The 26618-nt window shown below is 74.0% G+C and carries 27 protein-coding genes; 14 read left to right on the top strand and 13 right to left on the bottom strand.

Going from position 1 to position 26618, the window contains the following annotated elements:
• Positions 1-171: 171 nt before the first annotated feature.
• Positions 172-1065 (bottom strand): S1 family peptidase, encoded by an 894-nt coding sequence (locus LG396_RS29225; RefSeq protein WP_018837175.1) that lies wholly within the window; start codon positions 1063-1065, stop codon positions 172-174.
• Between the two features lie 813 nt (positions 1066-1878).
• Between LG396_RS29225 and LG396_RS29230 the strand changes: the two genes are divergently transcribed.
• The 6 genes from LG396_RS29230 (at position 1879) to phzG (ending at position 7823) form a co-directional block, all read left to right on the top strand.
• The gene (locus LG396_RS29230) at positions 1879-2340 is read left to right on the top strand and encodes a PhzA/PhzB family protein (RefSeq protein ID WP_026276341.1); all 462 of its coding nucleotides are present in this window, start codon (positions 1879-1881) and stop codon (positions 2338-2340) included.
• Between the two features lie 53 nt (positions 2341-2393).
• A complete protein-coding gene (locus tag LG396_RS29235; protein WP_130457512.1) occupies positions 2394-3563 on the top strand; it encodes a 3-deoxy-7-phosphoheptulonate synthase in 1170 nt (389 codons plus the stop codon).
• A gap of 95 nt (positions 3564-3658) precedes the next feature.
• Positions 3659-4282, top strand: coding sequence for an isochorismatase family protein (locus tag LG396_RS29240; protein WP_100301561.1), 624 nt, complete (start codon positions 3659-3661; stop codon positions 4280-4282).
• Positions 4279-6225, top strand: coding sequence for an anthranilate synthase family protein (locus tag LG396_RS29245; protein WP_225797070.1), 1947 nt, complete (start codon positions 4279-4281; stop codon positions 6223-6225). Before LG396_RS29240 ends, LG396_RS29245 begins: the two co-directional genes overlap by 4 nt.
• Positions 6226-6302: 77 nt before the next feature.
• Positions 6303-7142 carry a PhzF family phenazine biosynthesis protein gene (locus LG396_RS29250; RefSeq protein WP_018837180.1) on the top strand — a complete coding sequence of 280 codons (840 nt, stop codon included), beginning with the start codon at positions 6303-6305 and terminating at the stop codon, positions 7140-7142.
• A 42-nt stretch (positions 7143-7184) separates the two neighbouring features.
• Entirely contained in the window at positions 7185-7823 is a 639-nt protein-coding gene (gene phzG / locus LG396_RS29255) for a phenazine biosynthesis FMN-dependent oxidase PhzG (RefSeq protein ID WP_018837181.1), read from the top strand.
• Positions 7824-7998: 175 nt separating this feature from the next.
• Here phzG and LG396_RS29260 read toward each other — a convergent pair whose 3' ends face one another.
• Together LG396_RS29260 and LG396_RS29265 are read right to left on the bottom strand one after the other, a co-directional pair.
• Positions 7999-9006 carry a methyltransferase gene (locus tag LG396_RS29260; RefSeq protein ID WP_018837182.1) on the bottom strand — a complete coding sequence of 336 codons (1008 nt, stop codon included), beginning with the start codon at positions 9004-9006 and terminating at the stop codon, positions 7999-8001.
• An 88-nt stretch (positions 9007-9094) separates the two neighbouring features.
• Positions 9095-10060 (bottom strand): sigma-70 family RNA polymerase sigma factor, encoded by a 966-nt coding sequence (locus LG396_RS29265; protein ID WP_225797071.1) that lies wholly within the window; start codon positions 10058-10060, stop codon positions 9095-9097.
• A 92-nt stretch (positions 10061-10152) separates the two neighbouring features.
• Here LG396_RS29265 and LG396_RS29270 point away from each other — a divergent pair, with 92 nt between their 5' ends.
• Both LG396_RS29270 and LG396_RS29275 read left to right on the top strand, forming a co-directional pair.
• Complete coding sequence (locus tag LG396_RS29270) at positions 10153-10674, top strand: pyridoxamine 5'-phosphate oxidase family protein (RefSeq protein WP_225797072.1); 522 nt, start codon at positions 10153-10155, stop codon at positions 10672-10674.
• 124 nt (positions 10675-10798) lie between these two features.
• On the top strand, positions 10799-11302 hold the full coding sequence (locus LG396_RS29275) for a lamin tail domain-containing protein (RefSeq protein WP_225797073.1): 504 nt from the start codon (positions 10799-10801) through the stop codon (positions 11300-11302).
• 137 nt (positions 11303-11439) lie between these two features.
• Here LG396_RS29275 and LG396_RS29280 read toward each other — a convergent pair whose 3' ends face one another.
• Both LG396_RS29280 and LG396_RS29285 read right to left on the bottom strand, forming a co-directional pair.
• Positions 11440-12219 (bottom strand): N-acetylmannosamine-6-phosphate 2-epimerase, encoded by a 780-nt coding sequence (locus LG396_RS29280; protein ID WP_225797074.1) that lies wholly within the window; start codon positions 12217-12219, stop codon positions 11440-11442.
• Entirely contained in the window at positions 12216-13139 is a 924-nt protein-coding gene (locus LG396_RS29285) for an ROK family protein (RefSeq protein WP_225797075.1), read from the bottom strand. Before LG396_RS29285 ends, LG396_RS29280 begins: the two co-directional genes overlap by 4 nt.
• A 192-nt stretch (positions 13140-13331) precedes the next feature.
• On the opposite strand from LG396_RS29285, the gene LG396_RS29290 reads away from it, so the two are divergent.
• A complete protein-coding gene (locus tag LG396_RS29290; RefSeq protein WP_225797076.1) occupies positions 13332-14126 on the top strand; it encodes a FadR/GntR family transcriptional regulator in 795 nt (264 codons plus the stop codon).
• 40 nt (positions 14127-14166) lie between these two features.
• Here LG396_RS29290 and LG396_RS29295 read toward each other — a convergent pair whose 3' ends face one another.
• From LG396_RS29295 to LG396_RS29310, 4 genes are all read right to left on the bottom strand, one after another.
• On the bottom strand, positions 14167-15363 hold the full coding sequence (locus tag LG396_RS29295; protein ID WP_225797077.1) for a sialidase family protein: 1197 nt from the start codon (positions 15361-15363) through the stop codon (positions 14167-14169).
• Between the two features lie 160 nt (positions 15364-15523).
• Positions 15524-16894 carry a hypothetical protein gene (locus tag LG396_RS29300; RefSeq protein WP_225797078.1) on the bottom strand — a complete coding sequence of 457 codons (1371 nt, stop codon included), beginning with the start codon at positions 16892-16894 and terminating at the stop codon, positions 15524-15526.
• A gap of 176 nt (positions 16895-17070) precedes the next feature.
• Positions 17071-17541: a DUF8820 family protein gene (locus LG396_RS29305; protein WP_225797079.1), complete on the bottom strand. Its 471-nt coding sequence runs from the start codon at positions 17539-17541 to the stop codon at positions 17071-17073.
• Between the two features lie 54 nt (positions 17542-17595).
• Positions 17596-18852 (bottom strand): DUF6745 domain-containing protein, encoded by a 1257-nt coding sequence (locus tag LG396_RS29310; protein ID WP_225797080.1) that lies wholly within the window; start codon positions 18850-18852, stop codon positions 17596-17598.
• Positions 18853-19045: 193 nt separating this feature from the next.
• Between LG396_RS29310 and LG396_RS29315 the strand changes: the two genes are divergently transcribed.
• Positions 19046-19948, top strand: a complete 903-nt coding sequence (locus LG396_RS29315) for a phosphotransferase enzyme family protein (protein ID WP_225797081.1) — start codon at positions 19046-19048, stop codon at positions 19946-19948.
• Positions 19949-20015: 67 nt separating this feature from the next.
• On the opposite strand, the gene LG396_RS29320 is transcribed toward LG396_RS29315, so the two are convergent.
• Positions 20016-21515: a COG1361 family protein gene (locus tag LG396_RS29320; RefSeq protein ID WP_225797082.1), complete on the bottom strand. Its 1500-nt coding sequence runs from the start codon at positions 21513-21515 to the stop codon at positions 20016-20018.
• 186 nt (positions 21516-21701) lie between these two features.
• Here LG396_RS29320 and LG396_RS29325 point away from each other — a divergent pair, with 186 nt between their 5' ends.
• Entirely contained in the window at positions 21702-22358 is a 657-nt protein-coding gene (locus LG396_RS29325) for a maleylpyruvate isomerase N-terminal domain-containing protein (RefSeq protein ID WP_225797083.1), read from the top strand.
• A gap of 217 nt (positions 22359-22575) precedes the next feature.
• Here the strand turns inward: LG396_RS29325 and LG396_RS29330 are convergent, their stop codons facing one another.
• Complete coding sequence (locus LG396_RS29330; protein WP_225797084.1) at positions 22576-23292, bottom strand: class I SAM-dependent methyltransferase; 717 nt, start codon at positions 23290-23292, stop codon at positions 22576-22578.
• A gap of 74 nt (positions 23293-23366) precedes the next feature.
• Here LG396_RS29330 and ilvY point away from each other — a divergent pair, with 74 nt between their 5' ends.
• Entirely contained in the window at positions 23367-24251 is an 885-nt protein-coding gene (gene ilvY, locus LG396_RS29335) for an HTH-type transcriptional activator IlvY (protein ID WP_225797085.1), read from the top strand.
• Here ilvY and LG396_RS29340 read toward each other — a convergent pair.
• Both LG396_RS29340 and LG396_RS39455 read right to left on the bottom strand, forming a co-directional pair.
• A complete protein-coding gene (locus tag LG396_RS29340; RefSeq protein ID WP_225797086.1) occupies positions 24248-24844 on the bottom strand; it encodes a DUF4291 domain-containing protein in 597 nt (198 codons plus the stop codon). The genes ilvY and LG396_RS29340 overlap by 4 nt on opposite strands.
• Positions 24841-24969 carry a hypothetical protein gene (locus tag LG396_RS39455; RefSeq protein WP_263979734.1) on the bottom strand — a complete coding sequence of 43 codons (129 nt, stop codon included), beginning with the start codon at positions 24967-24969 and terminating at the stop codon, positions 24841-24843. The genes LG396_RS29340 and LG396_RS39455 overlap by 4 nt, the downstream gene beginning before the upstream one ends.
• A gap of 137 nt (positions 24970-25106) precedes the next feature.
• Here LG396_RS39455 and LG396_RS29345 point away from each other — a divergent pair, with 137 nt between their 5' ends.
• Together LG396_RS29345 and LG396_RS29350 are read left to right on the top strand one after the other, a co-directional pair.
• Complete coding sequence (locus LG396_RS29345; RefSeq protein WP_225797087.1) at positions 25107-25802, top strand: ArsR/SmtB family transcription factor; 696 nt, start codon at positions 25107-25109, stop codon at positions 25800-25802.
• Positions 25799-26602: an SRPBCC family protein gene (locus LG396_RS29350; RefSeq protein ID WP_225797088.1), complete on the top strand. Its 804-nt coding sequence runs from the start codon at positions 25799-25801 to the stop codon at positions 26600-26602. The genes LG396_RS29345 and LG396_RS29350 overlap by 4 nt, the downstream gene beginning before the upstream one ends.
• Positions 26603-26618: the final 16 nt, after the last annotated feature.

A 26618-nucleotide genomic window follows, 5' to 3' on the forward strand; every position in this document is an offset into this window, starting at 1 on the left:
CGCGGCGGGGGGGGGGGGGGGGGCGCCCCCCGTGGGGGGGCCCCCCCCCCCGGCGCGTCGGGAGGGGCTCCTCCGGTGCGGTGCGGTACGGACCGGCCCCGGGAACGCGCGAACCCCGGCCGGCGGGTGCCGGCCGGGGCGAAGTGCCGTGTCGCGTGTGCTGCGCCGGTTCTACAGGACGTCGACGTCGTAGGCGTTCAGGGCCTCGACGACCGGCTGGTAGAACGTCGTGCCGCCGGAGGAGCAGTTGCCGCTGCCGCCGGAGGTCAGGCCGACCGCGGTGCTGCCGGTGAAGAGGGCCCCGCCGCTGTCGCCGGGCTCGGCGCAGACGTTCGTCTGGATCATGCCGTACACGATGTCGCCGCCGCCGTAGTTGACGGTGGCGTTCAGGCCCGTGACGGACCCGCCGTGCAGCCCGGTGGTGCTGCCGCTGCGCTGGACGGACTGGCCGACCTGCGGGTCGGCGGCGCTGGTGATGTCCTGGTACTGCCCGTTGTACAGCGAGACCCGGCCGTCCGCCGCGGACGGGTTGGAGTGCCGGATGATGCCGTAGTCGTTCGTCGGGAAGCTGGTGCCCGCCGTGGTGCCGATGCTCCACGAGCTGCCGATGTTGGTGCAGTGGCCGGCGGTCAGCGCGTACCTGGTGCCGTCCGCGCCCGCGACGTTGAAGCCGAGGGAGCAGCGGGCGCCGCCGGTGGTGATGGCTTCACCGCCGGCGATGTACTTGGTGAACTTGCCGTTGGTGCGCTGGACGTCCACGGCGCCGGCATTGTCGCCGGCCGCCTCGGTGATCCGGTCCACCTCGGCCTGGGAGACGGTGCTGTCGACCGTGACCACGACGGTGTCGCTGGCGCGGTCGACGTACCAGGCGCTGCCCGCGACGTCCGCTTCGCCGACCGCGAGGTCGACGGACCGGAGCTCTGCCGCGCTGAACGATGAGGCTTCCTGTGCGTTCGCACCCGCGGGCAGCGCGAGCGCTGCCACGGCGGCGAGGCCGGCGGTCGCGGTGATCAGCCGCAGTCTGCCGCGGGAAGCCCCGGTGGGGGTGGTGCGATGCATCTTCACAGATGTCTCCTCTGGTTTGGGGGAACCAGGACTCGTGGTGACGAGCCCGTGAGACACCGTCAGCGGCGCGACTTTTGCCGTGCCCCTGACACGTCGTAGGGGAGTCTTAGGCACCCGGCGGCGAAGCGCAAGACCGCCCCCGGCCCCGGCACGCCCCGCACGCCCCGCCCCCGCACCCCCACCCCACGCACCCGCCCCCACCGCACGCCCCGCGCACCCGCCTTCGGCGCGCACCGCGCCGCACACGCCGGCAAATGCCCGCCCGAGCCCGCCCGGTGACCTGCACCTCATGAAGTGCGGCCGTTTTCACCCCCACTTCATGAGGCACACATTCCCCTCCGCAACACCGGCGCGATGTATTGCACAGACGACCGGAAACAGAATGGCAATACCTTGCCAGGCGTCCGTGCCAAGCCCCTCACTCGTGTTGAAAGGACCCTGCCGACAGATATGGTGCAAGGGCAGGTCCGGATCTGTACAAGGCGGAAGGAGGCTCGTCACGGTAGTGCGCGTTTCCATCCGATCTTCCACCGTGGCCGCACCTCCGGTGCGGAACTTCCGCATCCCGAGTACGCGGCCGGAGCCACGGTTTGCCTGCGGCGCGCCAAGACGGGTCTGGAATTACACCCGGACCGGCTGAGCCGTACACGGCCATGCAATTCACCGGCCACGGAATTGCGCGGAACCGGCCGGAACCGGAATCGCCTTCGAAACCCGTGCGACCGGCCGCAGCGACCGTATTCAGGACGACGGAGTCCGTACGGCGCGTGTCCTGCCAACCCGCCACCCGAGTAAAGGAAAGCGAGACCACTAATGCCCAGTGACAAAGAGGTGCGCGACCACAACCGCGCCATCGTCGACAAGTACATGCACTGCCGCGGGCAGGACCGCCTGGAGCGGCACCTGCTGTTCACCGAGGACGGCACCGGCGGCCTGTGGACCACCGAAACCGGCGAGCCCATCGTCATCAGCGGCCGCGACACCCTCGGCGAGCACGCCGTCTGGTCCCTGAAGTGCTTCCCCGACTGGGCCTGGATCAACATCGAGATATTCGACACCCAGGACCCCAACCGCTTCTGGGTGGAGTGCGACGGCGAAGGCAAGATCCTCTTTCCCGGCTACGAACCCGGCCACTACCGCAACCACTTCCTCCACTCCTTCCTCTTCGAGGACGGAAAGATCAAGCAGCAGCGCGAGTTCATGAACCCCTGCCAGCAGTTCCGCGCCCTGGGCATCGAGGTGCCCTCGGTACGCCGCGAAGGCATCCCGACCTGACCGCTTCCGGCCCACCGTCCGCGCACCTCGACAGCACACCGCAGGGGGACAACGTGCCTAGCTCAGTCCAGGACTTACACGCGAGACCCGCACTCCAGCAACCCGTGTGGGAGGACACCGGCCAGGTGCGACGGGTGCGCGAGGCCCTCGCCGCCGCGCCGCCACTCGTCAGCGACGACGACGCGGCGCGGCTGCGGCGCGCCCTCGCCGAAGTCGCCGAGGGACGCGCCCACCTCATCCAGGCCGGCGACTGCGCCGAGGACCCGGCGGAATCCACCCCGTACCACGTACGGCGCAAGAGCGCCCTCCTCGACGCCCTCGCCGGCACCGCGGCCGACATCACCGGCCGCCCCGCCCTGCGCATCGGCCGCATCGCCGGACAGTTCGCCAAACCCCGCTCCAAGCCCGTCGAGCAGGTCGGCGACACCACCCTGCCCGTCTACCGGGGCCACATGGTCAACGCCCCCGAGCCCGACGCCCGCGCCCGCCGCCCCGACCCGTCGCGCATCCTCACCTGCTTCGCCGCCGCCCAGGACGTCGTCCGCACCCTCGACACCGTCAACGCCGGCCGCGCCGACGCCGAACGGATCTGGATCAGCCACGAGGCGCTCCTCCTCGACTACGAGACCCCGATGCTGCGCCCCACCGCGACCGGCGGGCAGTACCTCGCCACCGCGCACCTGCCGTGGGTCGGCGAACGCACCCGCCAGCCCGGCGGCGCCCACGTCGGACTCCTGGCCGACGTCGCCAACCCCGTGGCGTGCAAGATCGGCTCCGGCACCACCGCCGACGACATCACCGAACTCGCCGCCCGCCTGGACCCCGAACGCAGCCCGGGCCGCCTCGTACTCATCGCCCGCATGGGCGCCGGCTTCGTCACCAGCCGCCTGCCCGCCCTCGTCCGGGCCGTCCGGGCAGCCGGACACCCGGCCGTATGGATCTGCGACCCCATGCACGGCAACACGATCACCGGTCCCGACGGGCAGAAGACCCGCCTGATGGGCACCATGCTCGCCGAGATCCACGGCTTCTGCGCCGTCCTCGACACCACCGGCGGCACCAACGGCGGCCTCCACCTGGAAACCACCCCGGACCAGGTCACCGAATGCGCCACCGACATCGCCGCGATCGGCTCCGCCCGCCGCCGCACCACCTTCTGCGACCCCCGGCTCAACCCGGGCCAGGCCCACCGGCTCGTCGCCGCCTGGGCCCGCACCCGCTGACGGCGACACCGGGCACCCGGCACCCCGGACCCCGGGCCGCGCGGCCCGGCCCCACCACCCCGCGCACACCACCGCACCCTGAAAGGAGCCCCACCGTGGTCGGCATACCCGCCATCGACCCGTACGAGCTGCCGACGGCAGAGACCCTGCCGGCCAACCTGGCGGCGTGGACCCCCGACCCCGCCCGCGCCGCGCTCGTCGTCCACGACATGCAGCGCTTCTTCCTGCGCCCCATCCCCGAGCCGCTGCGCTCCCAGCTCGTCCACAACGCCGCGCTGCTGCGCAAGCGCGCCGCCGAACTCGGCGTCCCCGTCGCCTACTCCGCACAGCCCGGCGGCATGACACCCGAAGAACGCGGCCTCCTCGTCGACTTCTGGGGCCCCGGCATGCGCACCGCGCCCGAGGACCGCGAAGTCGTCCCCGAACTCGCCCCCGCCGAAGGCGACTGGCTGCTCACCAAATGGCGCTACAGCGCCTTCTTCAACTCCGGACTCCTCGACAGGCTGCGCGCCGAAGGCCGCGACCAGCTCGTCCTCTGCGGCGTCTACGCCCACGTCGGCGTGCTCGCCACCGCCGTGGACGCCTTCACCCACGACATCCAGGTGTTCCTCGCCGCCGACGCCGTCGCCGACTTCGGCGCCGCAGAGCACCGCATGACCGTCGACTACGTGGCCAAGCGCTGCGGCATGGTCCTCCCGAGCGCGGAGATCTTCGCATGACCACCCCGGCCGGCCCCCACCCGGACCCCGCCGGCCCCGGCACCGCACTCCTCGACCGGCTCCTGACCGGCCCCCCGCCGCCCGCCTACGCCCTCCTCCACCGCCCCGAGAGCGGCACCCCCGGCACCGTCGACGTACTCCTCGGCGACGTCACCCACCCCCCCGCCCTCGCCGGCCTCCCCCTGCCCGACCCCGCGGCCCCGCCCGCCGCCACCGCCCACCGCACGCTCCTCGTCGTGCCCTACCGCCAGCTCACCGAACGCGGCTTCGCCGCCCCCGACGACGGCGCGCCCCTCATCGCCATGAACATCACGGAACAGGCCGCCGTACCCCTCGCCGACACCCTCGCCCGGCTCCCCGACACGCCCGCCGCCCTCACCGGCCACCGCTTCGACCTCTCCGACGACGAGTACGCCGACGTCGTACGGCGCGTCGTGACCGACGAGATCGGCACCGGCGAAGGCGCCAACTTCGTCATCAAACGCACCCTCCTCGCCGACGTCGGCGGCGACCCCGCCCGCGCCGCCCTGACCGTCTTCCGCCGCCTGATCGCGCTCGAACCCAGCGCCTACTGGACGTTCGCCATCCACGCCGACGGCCGCACCTTCGTCGGCGCCACCCCGGAACGGCACCTCTCCGTCCACGAGGGCCGCGCCGTGATGAACCCCATCAGCGGCACCTACCGCTACCCCGCCGGCGGCCCCACCCTCGACGGCCTCACCGCCTTCCTGCGCGACCGCAAGGAGACCGACGAGCTGTACATGGTGCTCGACGAGGAACTGAAGATGATGTCCCGCATCTGCCCCGCCGGCGGCCGGGTCACCGGCCCCGCGCTGAAGGAGATGGCGCGGCTCGCCCACACCGAGTACTTCATCGAGGGCCACACCGCACGCGACGTCCGCGACGTCCTGCGCGAAACACTCTTCGCCCCCACCGTCACCGGCAGCCCCGTCGAGAGCGCCGCCCGCGTCATCGCCCGCCACGAACCGGACGGCCGCGGCTACTACAGCGGCATCGCCGCACTCGTCAGCGACGAACCCACCGGCAGCCGCACCCTCGACTCGGCCATCCTCATCCGCACCGCCGACATCGCCGACGACGGCCGCCTCTCCCTCTCGGTCGGCGCCACCCTCGTACGCCACTCGTCCCCCGACGGCGAATCGGCGGAGACCCGCGCCAAGGCCGCCGCCCTGCTCGACGCCCTCGGCGCGGACGGCGCCGCGGAACAGGTCACGCCCCCGTCGGACGCCCCCCGGTTCGCCGACCACCCCGCCATCCGCGACGTACTGCGCGGCCGCAACACCGGCATCGCCGACTTCTGGCTCGCCGACACCGCCGCCCGCCCCCCGGCCGTACCCGCACTGGAGGGACTGAAGGTCCTCGTCGTCGACGCCGAGGACACCTTCACCGCCATGATGGTCCAGCAGCTCGAAGCCCTCGGCCCCACCGCCGAAGTACGCCGCTTCGACGAGCCCTACGCCGTCGACGGCTACGACCTCGTCGTCATGGGCCCGGGACCCGGCGACCCCCGCGCCACCGCCGACCCGAAGATCACCGCCCTCGACACCGCCGTCGCGGGACTGCTCCACCACCGCACCCCGTTCCTCGCCGTCTGCCTCAGCCACCAGGTACTCAGCCTCCGCCTCGGCCTCGACCTGGTCCGCCGCAGCCGGCCCAACCAGGGCGTCCAACGCGCCATCGACCTCTTCGGCCACCGCGAACACGTCGGCTACTACAACACCTTCGCCGCCGTCAGCCCCGCCGACGACCTCGACATCCCCGGCACCGGCGAAGTCCGCGTCAGCCGTGACTCCGCCACCGGCCAGATCGACGCACTGCGCGGCCCCCGCTTCGCGTCCTTCCAGTTCCACGCCGAATCCGTCCTCACCGTCGACGGCCCCCGCCTCATCGGCGACGCCCTCCGCCACGTGACCGGCAGGTGAGGCACCCCACACACCGCACCGACCCCGACAGCGAGGCCCACCGACGAACCCGTATCCGCCCGTCAGGAGTGCCGTACATGCCCGAACTCGACTACATGCTGGTGGACGCCTTCTCCCGCAGGCCGCTGAACGGCAACCCCGTCGCCGTGTTCCTCGACGCCAGGGAACTCACCCCCGACCTCATGCAGCGCATCGCCCGCGAGATGAACCTCTCCGAGACCACCTTCGTCCTGCCTCCCGCCGAAGGCGGCGACGCCCGCATCCGCATCTTCACCCCCGTCAACGAACTGCCCTTCGCCGGACACCCCCTGCTCGGCACCGCCGTCGCCCTCGGCGAGACCCGCAAACAGGACGACCTGCGCCTCGAAACCGCCATGGGCGTCATCCCCGTCCAGCTCACCGACGACGAAGGCGCCGTCAAGGTCGGCATGCGCCAGCCCCACCCCGTGTGGGAGCCCTACGCCGAGGCCGAAGAACTCCTCGCCGCCCTCGGCGCCGACACCTCCGTCGCCCCCGTCGAGGTCTACCGCAACGGCCCCCGGCACGTCTTCGTCGGCCTCGAGAGCGTCCCCGCGCTCTCCGCGCTGCGCCCCGACCACCGGGCGCTCTCCGCGTTCCCCGACATGGCCGCCAACTGCTTCGCAGGACAGGGCCGGCAGTGGCGCGCCCGGATGTTCTCACCCGCGTACGGCGTCGTCGAGGACGCCGCCACCGGCTCGGCCGCCGGCCCCCTCGCCATCCACCTCGCCCGGCACGGACTGGCCGCCTACGGCGAACAGGTCGAAATACTCCAGGGCGTCGAAATGGGCCGGCCCTCCCTGATGCTCGCCACCGCCGACGGCCACGGCGACCGGATCAACTCCGTCCACGTCGGCGGCAACGGTGTCACCGTGGGCCGCGGCACCCTCTTCCTCTAGACCCAGGTCGCCCGGCGGGCGGCCACCGCAGAAAGGCACGAGATGCACACCAGCCGGTTCGAAAGCCTCACCGTCGAGAACGACCCGGACTTCCCCGAGTACGACGAACCGCCCGCCGACCCCGTGGGCCTCCTCCAGCGCTGGCTCGACCGCGCCACGGAACTCGACGTCCGCGAACCCAGGGCACTCGCCCTGGCCACCGCCGACAAGCGCGGCCGGCCCTCCGCACGCATCGTCCTCGTCAGCGCCGTCGACGAGCGCGGCGTCCTGTTCACCAGCCACGCCACCAGCCGCAAGGGCCGCGAGATCGAGGAGAACAACTGGGCCGCCGGAGTGCTCTACTGGCGCGAGACCGGCCAGCAGATCAAGATCTCCGGCCCCGTCGAACCCGTGCCCGTCACCGAGTCCGACTCCCTGTGGCAGTCCCGGCCCGTCCCGCTGCACGCCATGACCGCGGCATCCCGGCAGAGCGAACCGCTCGCCGACCCGGCGGCGCTGCGCGCCGAGGCCGAACGCCTCGGCGCGGACGGCAAGCCCCTCGACCGCCCCGAGCGCTTCTACGGCTACCGGCTGCAGCCCCACGACGTCGAGTTCTGGGCCCACCGCCCCGACCGGCTCCACCTGCGGCTGCGCTACGACCGCGACGGCGACGGCTGGACCTCCGTCCGCCTCCAGCCGTAGCCCGCACGGCAGGCGGCCGCCGGTGCACGCCCGCGGCCGCCATGCCCGTACGACGGGGAACAGGCGCTCGCCCGGCCGGGCCGCCAGCGCGAACGGCGCGGGCGGCCGGCGCCCCGGATCCCTCCGGGCCGCCGGCCGCCCGCGCCGCGTCCGGCTCCGCGCGACCAGCCCGGCCTCAGCCCTTCGCCGCCTCGATGATCGCGGCGTGCGGCGAGACGTGCAGCACCCGGGACGACGCCAGCCCCGCCTTGCGCATCAGTTCCTCGTACTCCGCCTGCGTCCGGCCCTTGCCGTTCAGCACGGTCAGCATCGTCATGTCCACGGTCTTGCTCGGATGCGGCTCGTTGCCCTCCGGCACCAGCGCGTTGACCATGAGCAGCCGGCCGTCGTCCGGCATGGCGCGCCGGCACATCTCCAGGATCTCCACACACTTCTCGTCCGGCCAGCTCGCCAGCACATGCTTCAGGATGTAGACGTCCCCGCCCTCCGGCACCGCGGAGAAGAAGTCGCCGCCCACCGCACTCCACCGGCCCGACAGCTCCGGCTCGTCCAGCACATGCCCGGCCACCACCGGTTCGAGATCCATCAGCGTGCCCTCAAGATGCGGATTGCGCCGCAGAATGGCACGCAACTGCCCGCCGCGGCCACCGCCGACGTCCACCACCCTGCGCGCAGAACCGAAGTCGTACGCCGCGGCCACCTGATCGCTCAACCGCTCCGAGAACGACGCCATACTCGTGTCGAACTTCATGCCCAGCTCGCGATTCGCGAACAGATACTGGTAGAAGGGCATGCCGAAAGCGGCCTCGAAAGGATTCCCACCCGTACGCAACGCGTCGATGAGCCCCGCCGCCGACCGCAGGAAGATGTCGTGGCCGTGCACATCCACGTAGGCGCGCATCGACCCCGGCACATCGTCACGCAGCAACCCCGCAAGCGGCGTCAGCGCGAACCGGCCGTCGTCCTCCTGCCGGAAAACCCCGTGCGCCGCCAGATAGCGCAGCACCCGCGCCAGATGCGAGGCGTCCAGCCCCGCCTCCGCGGCCAGGTCGTCCGCACTGCGCGGACCGTCGGCCAGCAGATCCGCGATCCGCCAGTGCGCCGCCGCGTGCAGCGCGGCGGACCGCAGATAGCCGACCGATAAATCAATCAACTGCTCGGTGAGATCGGTAGATTCGTCCATGCGCACACCCTAGGTCCCGGATGCGACCGCCGACAGGCGCCGTCACCAGCAGGTTCCTGCTACAGCCCAGCCGGGCGGCCGGGCACGCCTACCCGAAATCGATACCGAGACCGCTGAGATCCGCCTTGATGTCGATCGCCGTGATCCTGCCGTTCTCCGTCGAGAAACAGAACGCCACATGAGGCTTCCCGTGCACGAGCCACACCAGTCCCGCCGCACCGTCGATCCACGCCGGTGTGGGATTCCACGTCCGCCCCGCGAACACGCGCGTCACCGCATCCGCACCACGGATCTCCGACACGTCCGAGATCGGCTGCATCCCGCGCATCCCCGCCTCCAGACTCATCCGCACCGCCACCGAATCCGTACGCAACACGATGTCCGGATCCAGCATCGCCAGCAGCGCCTCGAAATTCCCCTCCCGGGACGCCGCCAGAAAGGCCGTCGCCAGATCCGACTTCCCCGGCGCGAAAGAACCCCCGGCGTCGTACACGCCGAAAGTCTCCCCCCGCCGCTCCGTCGGCGTCGACTGCCGCACGCGGCGCCGCGCCCGGCTGGCGAGCTGCCGCGCCGCGGCGGGGGACCGGTCGACTATCGTCGCGATCTCCTCGAAGGGCACCGCGAACATGTCGTGCAGCACGAACGCCAGCCGCTCCGCCGGCGTCAACGTGTCGAGGACCACCAGCAGCGCCAACCCGATCGAGTCGGCGATGACCGCCTCCTCCTCCGGATCGTCCGGCGGCACGTCGTCCCGCGGACCGTCCCCTTCCGTCGTGTCCACCAGCAACTCCGACCGCGACTTGCGGGACTTCAGCATGTTCAGCGACACCCGGGCGACGATCGTCGTGACCCAGCCGCCCAGGTTCTCCACCTTGCCGAGATCCGAGCGGCTGAGCCGGATCCACGCCTCCTGGACGGCGTCGTCGGCCTCCGCGACCGAACCCAGCATCCGGTACGCCACCGCGCGCAACCGCGGCCGGTCGCTCTCGAAGCGCTCCGCCAGCCAGTCCTGTTCCTTCGTCAACGCCCCGGTCCTCTCCCCGCACGCAGTCATGTATCTGACCGGCCGCAACACCCCGATGTGACGAGCCCGCGCCGGGACCGGCGGACGCCGGCCCGGGCTCCCGCCCCCGCTACCGTGACCGGATGCGTGAAACCCCCGAAGAACTCCGCCGGCTCCAGGAACTCCTCGACACCTCCCTGACCCGCTCCACCGGCCACCTGCGCTCCATCATCAGGACCGACCGCACCCTGACCGCGGAACAGCTCACCCGGGTCCTCACCGGCATCTGCACCCTCGCCCTGTCGACCGTGACCGCCAAGGGCGAACCCCGCATCAGCGGTGTCGACGGCCACTTCCTCCACGGCACCTGGTACTTCGGCACCGCCCGCACCGCGGCCAAGGCCCGGCACCTCGCCGCCCGCCCCGCGGCCAGCGCCGCGCACATGCGCGGCGAGGAACTCGGCGTCTTCGCCCACGGCGACGCGGTCACCCTCAACCCCGAGGACGGGGAGCCCGACCCCGAATGGCCGGAGCTCCTCGCGTACTTCAAGGACGTCTACGGCGAGAACGCCTTCCGCTGGGACGAGGAGGTCGTCTTCTACCGGCTGAGCCCGCACTGGATGACGGTCTTCGCGCCGGACGCGGCCGCACCCGGCGCCGGGTAGCGGCGGCGTCAGGACGTACGCCACAAGGGCCGAAGGGCCTGTTCCGGATGCCCTCTCGGCACGCCCGCCACGCGGCGCCACGCGCATAACCTCCTGCCGAATCGAGACATGGGGGGTTCGCACCATGCGCAACCACACAGCCGTCACCTTCACCGCTATCGCCGCCGCAGGCGGCGCGCTGGCACTGCTCGCCGTCACTCCGGCCCAGGCCGCCGAGTACAGCTCGCCGCTGAAGGTCCGCGGCATCCAGTACGACGCGCCGGGCCGGGACTCCAACAGGTGTTCCGGCGGGAACACGCACAAGGAGTACCTCGCGATCAAGAACTACTCGTCCAGCCGGACGGTGAACCTGAAGGGATGGGTCGTCAAGGACGCCGCCGGAAACCGCTTCAAGTTCCGCGCCAACCACTACCTCCAGCCCGGCGACGGGGTGAAGCTGCGGGGCGGGAACGGGCGCGACTCCGACGCGGACAACGTCGTCTACCGCGACAACTGCAACTTCATGTGGAACAACGACAAGGACACGATCTACCTGGTGAAGTCGAGCGGCAGCCGCGCGGACGTGCACAAGTACACCAAGAGCCGCAACGACCGGGACGGCAACGGCTATATCACGTACCACGGCTGAGGAGGGGGCGGCGGGCCCTCGGCGCGGGTGCCGGTGCCGGCGCCCGCGCGAGGGCCGGCGCAGGTGCGGCGGGCAGTGGCGATGTCTCGCTGACGATGACGGCTATCAGTTATCTGTTATCTGTCAGGAGTCGTCGGTCATTCGTCAGGCGGCGCGCCGGGGGCGGGCGCGAGCGCGGTGGCGAAGTGCCGGGTGAGGGTCGTCGGGTGGGTGATCGCCGTGCCGACGACCACGGCGTACGCGCCCCGCGCCAGCGCCTGCGCCGCCTCGGCCGGCGTGCCGATCCGGCCCTCCGCCAGCACCGGCACCCGCACCCCCGCCGCCAGCCGCTCGACCAGGTCGAGGTCGGGGCCGCCGCCGGGGGCGGGGGAGCGGCCGGTGTAGCCGGAGAGGGTGGTGCCGATCAGGTCGGCGCCCAGGTCCGCCGCCCGCAGCCCCTCTTCGTACGTCGAGACGTCGGCCATCACGAGCCTGCCCGCCCGGCGCACCGCCTCGAACGACTCCGCGACCTCCCGGCCGTCCGGGCGCGGCCGGTCCGTGGCGTCGACGGCGACGACGTCCGCGCCGGTCTCCGCCACCGCCCGCGCGTGCGCGGCCGTGGGCGTGATCACGACGCCGCCGTCCCCGTCCTTCCAGAGCCCGATCAGCGGCGCGTCGGTCGCCGCCCGGATCGCCCGCAGATCCGCGAGCCCCTGGGCGCGGATGCCGGCGGCGCCCCCGTCGAGTACGGCCAGCGCCATGCGGCGCATGGCGTCGGGGTCGCGCAGCGGCTCGCCCGGGTACGCCTGGCAGGACACCACGAGCCGCCCGCGCAGCCGGGCGAGGAGAGCCGCCCCCGGCCCGCCGCCGGGTCCGCCCGGACTGCCGGGCCTGCCGGCCCCGCCGGTCCCCTCGGCCCCGTCGGCACGCGCCGTCACGCGATCACCTGCAGCGCGAGCCCCGCGGCGCCCAGCAGTGCCGCGTCCTCCCCGAGCGCGCCCGGGACGACCGGGACGTCCGACAGCATCGGCAGGGTCGTCGCGGCGATCGCCGCGCGCAGCGGCCGCCACCACGCCGGTCCGCAGCGGCTGACGCCGCCGGTGACGAGGACGAGTCCGGGGTCCAGCGCGTTGACGAGTCCCCCCACGGCCTCGCCCAGCGCCACCGCCCCCTCCTCCAGTACCGCCACCGCCACCGCGTCGCCCGCCGCCGCCCGCTCCGCGACCACCGCCAGCCCGCCGCCCACCGCGGACCCGCCTTCTCCGGTGCGGCGGGCGTACTCCGCCGCCATCGCCGGCCCCGCAGCCACCCCCTCCGCGTGCCCTCTACCGCCGCACGTGCACGGCCGGCCCGTCGCGGCCGGCACCGGCATGTGCCCCAGGTGGCCCGCCGCGGAGCGCGCGCCCCGGTGGACCCGGCCGCCGAGGACCAGCGAGCCGCCGATGCCGGTGCCCGCGGCGACGAGGAGGACGTGCGTGCGGCCGGCCGCCGCACCCCGCCAGGCCTCGCCGAGCGCGTGCGCGTGGACGTCGTTGTCGACGGCGACGGGTACGCCGAGGCGGCGGCCCAGTTCGTCGCGGAGCGCGGTGCCGGCCCACCCGGGGAGCGCCGCGGTGGCCGAGAGCACGGTGCCTGCGGCGGCGTCGATCACGCCCGCGCTGCCGGCGCCGGCGGCCGCGTACGGACCGCCGGCCGCGGCGACTTCGGCCACGGCCGCGGCCGCGGCGTCGAGGACGGCCGCGGGTCCGGCCGCGGCCGGCGTGGGCACGGTGCGGCGGTGCAGCAGCCGCCCGTCGCCGTCGACCAGGGCGGCGGCGGTCTTCGTACCGCCGATGTCGAGGGCGGCGACGACGGTCATCGCGGCCCGCCGGCGGTTCGGTTGCGGCTGGGCACGCGTCCTCCCGGTACGTACGGCACGTCAACTGATGCGGGGACAGGGGCAGATGGAGCAGAGGATGCAGACAGGAGGTCGGATGTCTGATGTCCGATGCCTGATAGTGTGTGACCGTAGCCCGGGGGTCGAAGTGGGTCAAGAGGCGGGAGTACGCGCATGACCGAAGCCCGTGCCGCGGATGCCGGGACGAGCGGGGCCCGTACGGGCGACGCGCGCACCGGCCGGTCCCTGCTGCGGCTGGAGGTCACCGAGGGCATCAAGCGCTACATCCTCGCGAACAAGCTGCGCCCCGGCGATCCGCTGCCCACCGAGAGCGACCTGTGCGCCGCCCTGGGCGCCAGCCGCTCCAGCGTCCGCGAGGCGGTCAAGACCCTCCACGCCCTCGACATCGTCGACGTGCGGCACGGGCACGGCACGTACGTCGGCCGGCTGAGCCTGTCGGCGCTCGTGGAGAGCCTCGCGTTCCGCGGGCTGCTCGGCCCGGAGAGCGACGTGCACGTGATGGCGGACCTCGTGGACGTGCGCGAGCTGTTCGAGCGCGGCATGGCGGAGCGGATCGTGGCAGGCCTCGACGGCGACCGCCTCGATGCGCTGGACGCCCTCGTGGAGCGGATGCGCGCGGACGCCGGCGGCGCCGAGGAGGACTTCGTCGAGGCGGACCGGGCCTTCCACGCGCTGCTGGTCGAGCCGCTGGGCAACGAGCTGATGGGCCAGCTCTCGATGGCGTTCTGGGACGTGTACGCCATCGTCGCCCCGCAGTTGCAGATGGCCACGGGCGAGGACCGCGCGGAGACGACGGCGGCGCACGCGAGCATCGTGCACGCCGCGCGCCACGGCGACCCGGCCGCCTTCGCCCGGGCCGTCGCGGCGCACTACGCGCCCGTACGCCGCCGCCTCGCCGCCGGGCGCGACGGCGGCGGCGGGAACGGCGGGCGCGCGACGGCCCGCTGACCCGCGGCGCCGCCCGCCCCCGCCGGCCGCGCGGCGGGCGTCAGGGCGTCAGCTGCCGCTCGGGGCAGTCGGCGCCGAGCCAGGCGTCGTCGAAGCGGGCGAAGGTGATCGTGCGGTACGGGCCGCTCTCGTAGAGCAGTCCGAAGGTCCCGTCGTTCAGCCGGGCCAGGGTGGAGTACGCGGCCTCACCGGGCTCCACGACCCGCGCCACGGGCCAGCTGCGCCCGTCGTCGCAGGACATCCGCACGGTGAGGTTGCGCCGGGCGGTGGTGCTCGCCGTGTTGCTGAACAGCAGCCAGTGCGACCGCGGCGCGGTGCGCGGGGCGTCCGCGTCGTAGCGCAGGATGGCCGCGTTGTTCGTCGGGTCGATCAGCTCGTCGTCGGCTACCGGTGTGCCGTAGGTGACGCCGCCGTCGTCGGAGTACGCGACCAGGCGCGTGTCGGCGCTCGCGGTGCGGCTGTTGAGCATGACGCGCCCGTCGGCCAGCTCGACGGTCTTGTTCTCGTCCATGAGCGGCCCGACCGGCTCGCCCGCCCGCCACGTCGCGCCGTGGTCGTCGCTGTACGCGCTGACGGCCCAGATGCCGCCGTCGGCCGCGCGGTACGCGTACTGCTGGAGCAGGCGGCCGGAGGACAGCTGGATGCCGGTGCCGGAGGAGGCGAACATGCCGAGCCAGGACGGGTCCTTGACGTCCTCGGTGATGCGGCGATGGCGCCAGGTGCGGCCGCCGTCGTCGGAGTAGCTGTAGTCGGCGTGCAGGGTCGTGGTGGAGTCGTTCGCGTTGCCCGGGCCGGAGTTGGCGAAGCCGATGCCCTTCGGGCCGTAGGCGTGGAAGAGGAAGACGCGGCCGGTGTCGCGGTCCACGACCAGGCTGGGGTCGCCGGCGCCCACCCCGCCGCCGTAGTCGGCGACGACCTGCGGGGCGCTCCAGGTGCGTCCCTTGTCGGTGCTCCGGCGGACCATGACGTCGAGGTCGCCTGGCAGGTCGGCGGCGCTGTCGTTGCGGCGGTCGTAGGCGGCGACGAGCGTGCCGTCGGGGAGCACGTCGAGGGCGGGGATGCGGTACGTGTGCGCGCCCTCGCCGGAGACGGCCAGGTCGGTGGTCTCGAAGAGCGCGGGGCGGGCCGCGGGCGCAGGGTCGCGGCCCTCCCGGGCGGCGGCCGGGGCGAAGCCGCCGGCGAGGACGGCGCCGGCCGCGAGGAGCGCGGCGAGCTTGGCGGACAGAGTGGTTCGCACGGGATACCTCCACGTCGGGGCGGAGGCATCGGACATCAGACGTCCGGAATGTAAGGGCTGCGGTACGGGCCGTCAACGGTCCGCGTACGACCGCTCCCGCCGCCCGCCCGCCGCCGCCCGCCGGACGCCCCCGGAACGTCCCCCCGGAAAGCCCGCCCGGCTACCGGCCCTTGAGCTTGCGCACCAGCCGCCCCCAGGTGCCCAGCCGCAGCGCCTCGTACTCCGCGAACCGCTCCCGGTCCGCCGGCTCGGCGACGTCGTCGAAGACGGCCCGCGCCTCCGCGCGGAGCACCGGGTCCTCGTGCAGCATGAGCAGGAACAGCCTGCCCTCGCGGTGCAGGGCGCGCAGCGCGCCGGAGCGCCCGGGCGGGTACGAGGTGAGCCCGTGCAGGGCGCGCAGCAGCGGCAGGTGCTCCGCCGCCCGGTCGGGGCGGAGCCGCAGGGCGAGCCGCAGCGCGAGGTCCAGCTCCGCGTCGCCGGGCCGCGGCTCGCGGGCGAGTACGGCGGTGACGGCCCGCGCCGCGGACGGGGCGTCCTCGGCCATGTGCCGCAGCCGGCGCCGGAGTTCGCGGTCGTGGCCGGGCGGGCCGCCGTGCGCGGCGAGGACGATCGCGGCGTGGACCGCCTCGGCCGGGGGCGGCGCCTCCATGCCGGTGCCGTCGATGTCCGCGGCCCACGAGTCCCACGGGTTGCGCGCCTCCCGCGCGTCCCCGTGCGGGCCACCGATCGGGTCCAGCGTCCCGAGCGCCTTCAACTCCCTGATGGCCATGTGCCGTTCCGTGGCCGAACGGCTCATCGCCAGGAAGACGAGCGCGTCCCTGACCTCCTCGTCCGCCGGCCTGCCGGCGCCGTCGCCGGGCAGCTTCTTCATCACGTGCATCAGGGTGACCCGGGCCTGCGGCCCGGACTCGGCCTCGAACCGGGCCCGCACCTGCGCCACGGTGGCGCCGTAGTGCTCCAGCGTGCGCAGCACCGCGGCGAAGGCCGTGTCGTCGGGCTCGATGCTCGCGGCGGCGTCGAGCAGCGCGGGCACGGCGCCGTCGAGGCGGGTGCCGCGCAGCGCCGTCGCGGCGTGGTGGATGCAGGCCCGGTCGCGGAGCGCGCGGCCGTAGACGGGCGCGGCCCGGTCGTCGCCGATGCGGCGCAGGGCCTCCACGATGCCCTGCTTGAGGTCGTACGGGTCCTGGTAGTGCTCGTCGCGGGGGTCGCGCTGCGGGAGGCTGTCGCTGGGGATGGTGCGGTAGCGCTCCAACTCGAACACCTTGCCCACGCCGTGTTCGTCGACGAGGGCGTCACCCTCCTCGTACCAGGCGTCCCACGCCGCCGTGACGGCCCCGACCCGCTCCAGGTGCGCGGCGTGGTCGGCGAGGAGGGCGTCGAGCCGGTCGACGAGCACGGGGACGACCTCGGGACCCCGCTCCCGTAACGCGGCGATCGCCCGCTCCCGGAGGCTCTCCTCGGCGTAGCCGCCGCCGTCCCCGGTCCGCCACAGGGCCAGCCGTTCGATCAGCTCGCCGACGTCGTCCGCCACCGTCTCACCCCTGCGCTACGGGCCGATTCCGAAGCAAGGACCGTACCGGAACGGGACTGGGACGGCTCCCGAACGGGCAGAACCGGCCCGGTTCTTCCCCGGGCGGCCTCCCGCACGGCGTCGTGGCCCGGGCGGGCGGCCCCGCCCGGGGCGCGGCGCCCCGGGCGGGCCCGGCGTCAGTCGGCGATGAACCGGTTCCCGAACCGCCCCGTGCTCTCGCTCCGTTCGCGCTGGCGGCGGATGACGTACGTGCCGGGGGCGATGCCCGTACCGCCGTGTTCCGGGTGGATGAGGTACGCGACGGCCGCGGCGTCGAGGACGCCGAGGGCGAGGCGCTGCGGGTCGTTGACGCGCCGGCTCCAGCGGCAGGTGCCGGGGTCGGCGACGAGCGAGTGCGGGTTGCCGCCGGCGGCGCCGCGCAGCAGCTCGACGCCGCCCGCGGGGACGGCCGCCCAGCGGGCGTGCCGCGGGACGGTGACGCCGTCGAGGAGCGCCAGCGGTACGACGATGAGGTCGCCCTGCGCCTGGAGGCCGGCGACGACGGGGATGGTCACCTCGCGCTCCAGGTGGGCGAGGACGTCGAGGCCGGTCCTGGCGGTGAGGTCGGCGAGGGTCACGGCTGCGGGCGTGGTCGTGTGCGTCTTCATGGGGTCACCTCGGGGTGGGAGAAGGGAAGCCGGCGCGGGAAGCGGGGCGGCACGTCAGGTGCGGCGGGCGAGCCGGGCGTACTGCGGGCCGCTGAGCCCGTACGACCAGCCGGCCGCGGCGACGGGGTCGTCGATGTCCGCGGGCACGCTCAGCCCGTAGCGGCGCCGCCTCCCGTCGGGTTCGACGGAGCCGTTGACGACCAGCAGGACGCGCCCCGGTGTGCCCCACACGCGCCGCGGCACGTGGTAGAGGTGCAGGTGGGAGCCGGCGTTGCCGGGGTCGGGGGCCTTGGCGAGCAGGTGCAGGCCGGCCTCTTCGATGTACGTGTCCCAGCCGATCCGCTCGATGGCGCAGCGGCGAACCTCGACGTTCGGCTCGCGGTGGATCCGCGCCACCGTCGGGTCCGTGACGGCCCACCGCGGCACGGCGGTGCCGTGCAGCGCGTGGACCTCGGCGCCGTCGGACCACCGGACGGCGGGGCGGTCGGGGTGGTGCAGCCGCCGTTCGCCGTGGCGGGCACCGGGCAGCGGCTCGGTGTGGACCTCCGCGGGCCGCTCCGCGACGACGCACACCCCGTCGCCCGGCCACCACCAGCCCGCGGAGCGGGCCAGACCGGCCCAGAGGGCGAGTTGGCGGGCGTCGGCGGCGGGGTAGCCGGCGAGGCCGGTGCGGGCGAGGATGTCGTAGTGCCCGATCCAGTGCGCGTCGTGCTGGCCGTGGAAGGTGAGCCCGAGCGGCTCGGTGCCGTCGGAGGGCAGCAGGGCGGTGCGGATCGCGGGCCGCGGGCCGTCGAGCAGCGTGGCGGCGAGCGGGTCGTGCACCGCGGTCCACAGGATGTCGCGCAGCGCGTAGCCCTCGTGGAGCCCCTCCTCGGCGGCCATGGTGTGCGCGGCGTGGTACCACGGCGGGCGCTGGCCGCGCCACAGGTGCGCGGGGCGCCGGATGCGCCGGTCCAGCCGGGTGCGCAGCGCGGACTGCAGCGACGCCAGCCGGGACGGCACGGGCCAGCCGTCCCGGCGCGCCGGCGCCTCGGCGGCCCGCAACCGGGGGCGGGCGAAGGCCGGTTGCCCGGCCTGCAGCGCCGGCGGAGCCGCGGCGGGGGAGGGGATCCAGACGAACCGCGGGGGCGGTGCGCCGGCCAGGCGGTAGAGCCCGGTGACGGCGGCTTCGGCCGCGGGCCGGTCGGCGGGCAGGGTGGAGAAGGCGTGCCCCAGCCATTCGTCGCGCAGCGCGACGGCGAGGGACAGCCGGTCGAGGGACGAGGAAAGTGAACTGTCGAAGCGGGGAGATGCCCCGCGCGCAGTGGTCACCGCGGTCACCAGAGGGAGGCGGTGTGCGCCTTTCCGTGAGTCATGGCGGCCAGGGTGCCAGGAGCGGCCTCGGGTGCGCAAGGGGATTGCGGGGCGTACGGGCGGGCCGCCGGAAAACGTGCGGCGCCGCCGCGCGGCGCCGTGATCGAATGCGGAGAAGGCGTCGGAGTGCGAAACGGGCAGGTGAGCGGGCGTGGTCTTCGTGGAGGTGCCGTTGACGGCGGCGGTGCGGGAGGCGACGGGCGTCACCGGCCCCGCAGAACGGCTCTACGGCGGCGAGGAGTCCGCCGCGTGGCGGGTCGGCGAGCACGTGGTGCGGATCGGCGCGTACGACAGGGACCCGGCGGAGGCCGAGTGGTGCCACCGCGTCGCGGTCGCCGCGCGCACCGGCGGCTGCGCCGAGGCGGTCGCGCCGCTGCCCATTCCGGGGCGCGGCGACGGCGCCACGGTCGTACGGGTCGAGGGCCGCGCGGTGTCGCTCTGGCCGTACGTCGACGGGGTCTGGGCCGCCGGCGACGACCCCCGCACGGCGACGGTCGCGGCCCGCATGCTGGCCCGCCTGCACCGCGCGCTGGCCGGCGCCCGGCTGCCGCCCCGGCCGCGGCGGAACTTCCTGGAGACCGGCCTCGCCGGCGACGCGGAATACGACGACCCGAGGCTGCGGGACCCGCAACTGGACAGGTGGCTGGCCGGGTTCGCCGCCCGTCCGCTGCCGCGGCACGCGCTGCACGGCGACTACTACCACGGCAACCTCCTCGTCGACCGCGGCGACCCGGAGCGCATCGTCGCCGTCCTCGACTGGGACGAGTCGTTCGTCGCCCCGCCCGAGGTGGAGGTGGGCAGCGCGGCGCTGGAGTTCGCCGACGAGTTCTGCGAGAACCCGGCGGACGCGCGCCGCTTCGCCGACGCGTACCGGGAGGCGGGCGGCACGGCCGAGATGCTGGACGACGAGACGCTGACGCAGCTCATGCGGCACCGGCTGCGGCGCGAGGGCGTGTACTTCGCGCTCGCCGTGGCCCGGGGCGTACAGCACGACGACGAGGACCTGGAGTACCACCGGCGCCGCATGGAGGCGTTCGCCCGGCTCCGCCCGTAGCCTCGTCCGCGGTGCCCGCCCGCCGCCTCCGCCGTGCCCGGGCGGCCGGCCGCGGTGCCCGCCGGGTTCAGTCCCCGTTCCGTCGCCGGCGCACCCTCACCACCAGCACCGCGGCGGCCGCCGAGGCGACCGAGGCACCCGTGCCCCACACGGCCGGGGCCACGCCGGTGCCGGACGCGGAGGGCGCCCCGGGGACGTCCATCCCCACGGAGGCCCGGTCGTTGGCGGGTTCGGGGTCCCGGACCCGCGCGTCGCCCTCGGAGTCCAGGAGGACCGTGGATGCGGCCACGCTCCCGGGGCGGTTGTCCTTGTCCACGATGCGCAGCGTGAAGTCGAAGAGGACCTCCTCGCCGACCCGGCCATAGCCGGTGCACACGTACGTCCGCCCGCCGTCCTTCTTCGCGCAGTCCTGCGGGAGCATCTCCTCGTCGAGCTCCGGGTCGTACGGCGCGTCCACCACCTTGGCGCCGGGCGGCACGGTGAACACGGCGCGGGTCCGGGCGGTGTCCGGTTCGGCCGGGCCGTTGTTGCGGAAGCCGACGCTGATCCGGTGGTCGGTGCCTACGGCGCCGCGCACGGTGTCGCCGACGGCCTCGGTGTCGGCCCCGTTGCGGACCGGCACGGCCAGGTCGGCCGGATCGAAGGTCTCGGCGAACTCGGCCCCGGCGCCGCCGCCGGGGTCCACGACGAGGTCGAGCGGGGCACCCTTTCCTGGTGTGGTCCCGCCCGGCGGCAGACCGCGCCGGAACCCGGTGTGGAAGGCCCATGCGCCATACGAGAGCCGGGCGTCGAGCGCACGAAGGCGCGGCTCCATGCGCGGGTCGGGCGCGACCCGGAACGTCTCTCCCGGGTCGATCTCGACGTCGGCGAACAGGCAGCGCATGGCGCTGCCGCCGGCCGCGTAGCGGCAGTTGGAGTGCCGGCCGCCCAGGTCCATGGTGCCGTCCGAGTCGAGGACGAGGTCCACGCCGTGGGCCGGCACGTCGCCCTCGTTGCGGATGAGGACCGGTGTGCCGAAGGACTCGCCAACGGCCTTCGTGCCGACGCGGCCGCCGGTGTTGACGCGCAGCTCCGGCCGTCCGGCGACCACCGTGACTCTGCCCCGGACGGCGGGCAGCCCGTCGGCGTCGAGTGAGTAGCGCAGCACGCCGGAGTCGCCGGCCCGCGCCCCGGCGGCCGGCTTGAGGACCAGCTCCTGCCGGGCCCAGTCGTCGGTCAGTCGCATCGTGCAGCTGAACTCCGGCTCGGCCGGCCGGCAGCCGTCGGCTCCCCCGGTGATGTCCGCGACGCCCTCGATCCCGCTGACGTCGACGGTGAGTTCGGCCGGCATGTCCGCTCCCGCGTGGCCGAACTCCAGCGGCAGCACGTTCGCGCCCGCCCACGCGGTCTCGGGGTGCAGGGACGCGTAGTGGTACGGCGGGGTGAGGTCACGCGGCGCACGCCCGTCCGCGGACGCCGCGCCGGCCCCGGCCGCCTGGGCGGCGGTCGCGGCTGCGGCGGCGGCGACGGCCAGGGCGGGCGCGAGCAGTCGGCCGGCCCGGCGCCGCTCTCCTCGGGTGGAGGTCATGCCCGCGCAGTCTGCCGCGCCCCCGGGCACCCGGGGGCCACGACCGGGTCACGATGCACTCACCGGGCCGCGGCGGCGGCCGCACGGGGCTCGGCCGGCAGCGTCGCAGGCCGTGCGGATGCCGCGCAGGACCGGGACCCGCCAAATCGAGTTGTCCGCGGTGCGGCGCCGAACTAGGTTGCCGAGGTGGACCAATTCGTACCCTCCTGGGCGGCGCTGCGCGCGGCGGTCGCCGACCTCGGCGACGAGGACTTCGCGCAGCCCTCCGGGTGCACCGGCTGGCTCGTCCGCGACCTCGTCTGCCACTTCGTGATCGACGCGCAGGACGTGCTCATCACCCTGGTCACCCCGGCCGGCGGCGAGCCGACGGTCGACGCGGCGCGCTACTGGCACGTGAGCGACGAGCCGCCCACCGGCGAGGACCCCCTCGACGCGCTCACCACCCGGCTGGCCGCGGCGTACGAGGACCCGGCGCTGCTCAAGTTCCACCTCGACGACGTCGGCTCCGCCGCCGGCCGCGCGGCGCAACTCGCCGACCCGGCACTGCGGGTGAGCACGCAGGACATGGTCCTCACGGCCGGCGACTACCTCGCGGCGTACGTGCTGGAGTGGACCCTGCACCACCTGGACCTGACCGCCCACCTCCCGCACGTCCCCGGCCCGCCCGCGGCGGGCCTCGCGGAGTCCCGCGCGCTGCTGGAGCGGATCACGGGTGCGGCGTTCCCGGAGGCTTTCACCGACACGGACGCCCTCCTGACTGCCACCGGCCGCCGCACCCCCACGGCTGCGGAGCGCACGGCCCTCGGCCCGACGGCGGCGAAACTCCCCCTGATCCTGGGCTGACCGAGCGGCCCCCGCCCGCCGCCGCAGACCGCCGCCCAGTGCTGTGACCGCATAGGTTCACCGGGTTGGTGGTGGTGACGCTTGGATGTGCGGCGACGCCCGATCCGACCGCTGGAGGCGCGGTGGCCGAGCCTGTCCAGGCCATCCGATGGGGCGGACGTCCTCTTGCCAATACAGCGTGACCAGCCGGGATCCCCGACCGTACCAGGTGGAGAAGCTACCGGCGGCGGCAGAGAATTTCGCCGTGCGTCGGCGTGCGGCACTCACGCGAGACGATGTCGAAGCCGGCCCGTTCCAACATGCCCTCCAGGATCCAGGTGTATGTGGAGAATTCTTCCCGAACGTGCGCCTCGAAGTCCGCCCGGGTGAAGCCCCGGCCCTCGGGCCGGCCAGCGGTGTCGATCCACCGCTGCAGATGCTCTGCGGCGTCGGCGGGCGGGAAGCTGAAGATGACGTCCCACAGATAGAAGGTGCCGCCCGGCCGCAGTATGTCGGCCGCGTTGATCAGCGCCTGCTGCTTCCAGAAGTCCGGGAGCTGGTGCAGGGCCGACTTGGTGGTCACCACGTCCGCGGGCCCTGCCTGGTGGGCGTAGTCCAAGAACCCGGCCCGGTGCCAGTGCGCGCTGGCACCGGCCCGTTCCGCCCTGCCTCGGGCGAAGGCGAGCATCTCCTCCGAGACATCGACGCCGTGGGCCTCGGCTCTGCGTCGTGCGGCCTGGACCACCAGCGAGCCGGTGCCGCAGGCCAAGTCGACCAGGCGGGTGTCCGCGACGACGCCAAGCCGGTCGAGCAGCGCATCGTCGGCGTCCGGGTCGGTGCCCTGGTTGCTGTCGTAGGAGGCCACCGCTGCCGCGCTTCCCAGGTCGATGCCGACGGGCTCGTACTCGCGGAAGAACCATGCGGGGCGCGGGCGGGTGTTATCGCTTCGTGGCATGACCCGTTTGTAGGGTCCGGGCAGACCTGGCGGCAACCGCAACATCCGCAGCATGGCGTTCCGGAAGGTGAAAGATGCAGGACCACGACCAGTACCGGCTCTTCCTCCATCTCGCCTCGACTCTGAGCTTCACCCGAACCGCGGCCGACTGCCATGTCAGCCCGGCTACGTTGTCCCGTACCGTGCAGCGGCTGGAGGCCACGACCGGGCGCCGGCTCCTGGACCGCGGCCCGCACGGTGTCGCGCTGACCGAGCACGGTCACCGCTTTCGCCGCTATGTGACAGATGCCCTGGAGCTCTGGGACCGCTACTGCGACAATGACCCTGCAAGGGACCAACTCGGCGGCCGGCTACGGGTATTCGCCTCGGTCACGGCTTGCCAGAGCCTGCTGCCCGAGCTGCTCGCACCTCTGCGAGACGCCCATCCCCGGGTGCAGATTTCGGTGCGGACGGGTGACGCCGCAGCCGCCCTCGCGCTCCTCGACGACGGCGAGGCCGACCTCGCCGTCGCGGCCCTGCCCTCCCGGATTCCGGCCACCCTCTTCGCCCGCGCCGTCGCCCGCACCCCGCTCGTCCTCGTCCGAGCCGACCCACCACGATCAAGCGTGCAGCTTCCTGATGCCGACGAGCCCTTCGTGCTCCCGAGACAGGGTCTGGTCCGAGACATCGCCAACCGGTGGTTCCGCCGTATCGGCATCACCCCCCGCATAGCCGCGGAGGCCGACGGACACGAAGCCCTGCTCACCCTGGTCGCTCTCGACTACGGCACCGGCATCATCCCGGACCTCGTCCTACAGCACTGCAGCATCAGGAACCGGCTCCGGGCCGTCGCCACCCCGTCCAGTCCCGGCGAACTCACCATCGGGGCGTGCGTCCGGCGCACTGATCTCCACCGCCCCCTGGTCGCCGCTGCCTGGGCCGCCACAGGACCCGGTCAAGCTTTGCGGTCACAGCACTAGCCGGCGCCGATACGGGCCCGGACGTCGTCCGGCAGCGGGCAGGCGTCCTCCCGCGGCAGCAGCGCGGCGGCCTCCTCCCGCCTCTTCTCCCGCAGCAGCGCGCGCACTTCGCGCGCGAGCGGCGTGACGTCCTCGATCCCGCGGATCCACTCGTCGACGTAGCCCCCGACCGCGGGACCGGAGAGCCCGATCTGGATCGCCCGGTGCGCCAGCGGCCGCAGCGCCATGTCCCGCTCCGGATCCCACTGCACACGCACCGGGCTGGCCTTCTTCGCCGTCAGCCAGTCGTCGCGGGTGGCGTACATCCGGCTGTCGTGATGGCTCAGGCAGGAGTGGCGCAGCGCCCATTCGAATCCCTGCCGGGAGATCTCCACGGCCAGCACCCGCTCCTGCCCGGGCTTCTCGGCCCACCCGCAGCGGTACATCATCCACAGGAACGAGGGCTTGATCCAGGTCATCCGCTCCCGCTTGAACGGCGCGACGAACGTCCCCGCCCGCAGCGCCGGCTCCGCGATGGCGGGCCCGTAGGCCTGATAGACGGTGACCGTGTCCGCGCCCTGCTTCGCACGGACCTCCCGTAGCTCGGCTGTCACCGGGGGATCTCCTCTGCGGGCGCGGCGGATCCCGTCGGGAAGTCCGCCGCGGTCGTCGTGAAGCGGCCGCGGAAGAACGGCGCGGCCGTACCGGGGCCGCAGAGGCGGGCGGTGGGTGTCGGCATGGCGACGACCCTGTCAGCGGCGCTCCCCGCGCGGCAACCGGATTCCCGCCGCCATCCGGGCGTCCGCGTAGCCGGTCGGGTGTGTGTGCCCGGCTCAACCCTTGACAAAATTATTTGTCAAGGGTTGTCTTGGCGGCATGCAGGACATCGACGTGATCGCGGATCCGGCCTCGGCCGCCGCCGCGCTGGATCCGGTACGGGCCCGGCTCCTCGCCGAGCTGCGCGAGCCCGCCTCCGCCTCGGCCCTGGCCGGCCGGCTCGGCGTGCCCCGCCAGCGGGTCAACTACCACCTGCGGCTGCTGGAGAAGCACGGCCTCGTGGAGGTCGCCGGCACCCGGGTGTGGGGTGGGCTGACCGAGCGGCAGCTCGTGGCCAGCGCCGCGGGGTACGTGGTCTCCCCGGAGGCGCTGGGGGCCGCCGCCGGCGGGCCGCGGCCGGGCGGCGACCGGCTGTCGGCGGCGTACGTCGTCGCGCTGGCCGCCCGGGTGGTCGCGGAGGTCGGCGGGATGGCCCGCAACGCCGTACGGGGCCGCAAGCGGCTGCCGGTCTACGGGCTGGACGCCGCCGTGCGGTTCCGCTCGCCCGCCGACCGGGCCGCGTTCGCCGAGGAGCTGACGGCCGCGGTGGGCGGGCTGGTGTCCAAGTACCACGACGAGTCCGCGCCGGACGGCCGCTGGCAGCGGCTCATGGTCGCCGTCCACCCGGTGCCCAAGGGCGTCGACCCCGGCGCGCCCGAGCCGCCGGCGCCGGAGGCGCCGGCGGGACCGGAAGCACCCGGGCCGCCGGTGGCCGCGGACGCGTCCGGCACGCCCACGGACGAGGAGCGGCCGTGACCGACGACGACCCCACCGCCCGGCTCACCAGCCACGAGATCGTGGTCCCCGGCACCCCCGACGAGGTGTGGCGCGCCATCGCCACCGGGCCCGGCCACGCCGCCTGGCTCTTCCCCGCCCACATCGACCCCGCCCCGGGCGGCGCCATGACCGTGCGCCGCGAGCCCTACGGCGAGACCGTCCACGCCACCGTCACCGACTGGGACCCGCCCCACCGCTTCGGCTACGAGGAGCCGGCGGGACCCGACGCGCCCCCGCTGGCCACGGAGTTCCTCGTGCAGGCCGGGGACGGCGGCAGCTGCGTCGTACGGGTCGTCAACGGCTTCCGCCACGGCGGCGAGGGCTGGGAGGACCTGGTCGACGGGGCCGGGGAGGGCTGGCGGATGTCGCTCACCGTGCTGCGCGCCTACCTGACGCACTTCGCCGGCCGGCCCGCAGGCACCGTGGACGTGCTCGTCGGCCTCGGCCTCCCTGCCGCTGAGCGCCCCCGCGCCGCCGCCGTCCTCGACCGCCTCCTCGGCATCGCCGGGGCGGCGGCCGGGACCCCGTTCCGCACCCCCGCGGGCGTACCGGAGCTGGCCGGCACGGTCGAGGAGCGGAGCACGGGCTACGTGCTGCTGCGGGCCGCCGAGCCGTACCCCGCGCTGTACGCCCTCTCCTGCTTCCCGATGGCGCCCGGCGCCCCGCTCTCGGCGAACCTCCTCGCCCGCCTGTACGGGGCGCCGCCCGGCGCGGCCGCCCGCGAGGAGGACAGGTGGCGCACCTGGCTCACCGGCGCCCGCAGCGCATTCGGCAACTGACGACGACCGGCGAAAA

It is taken from the genome of Streptomyces aculeolatus, from assembly GCF_020400605.1.
GTDB lineage: Bacteria > Actinomycetota > Actinomycetes > Streptomycetales > Streptomycetaceae > Streptomyces > Streptomyces aculeolatus.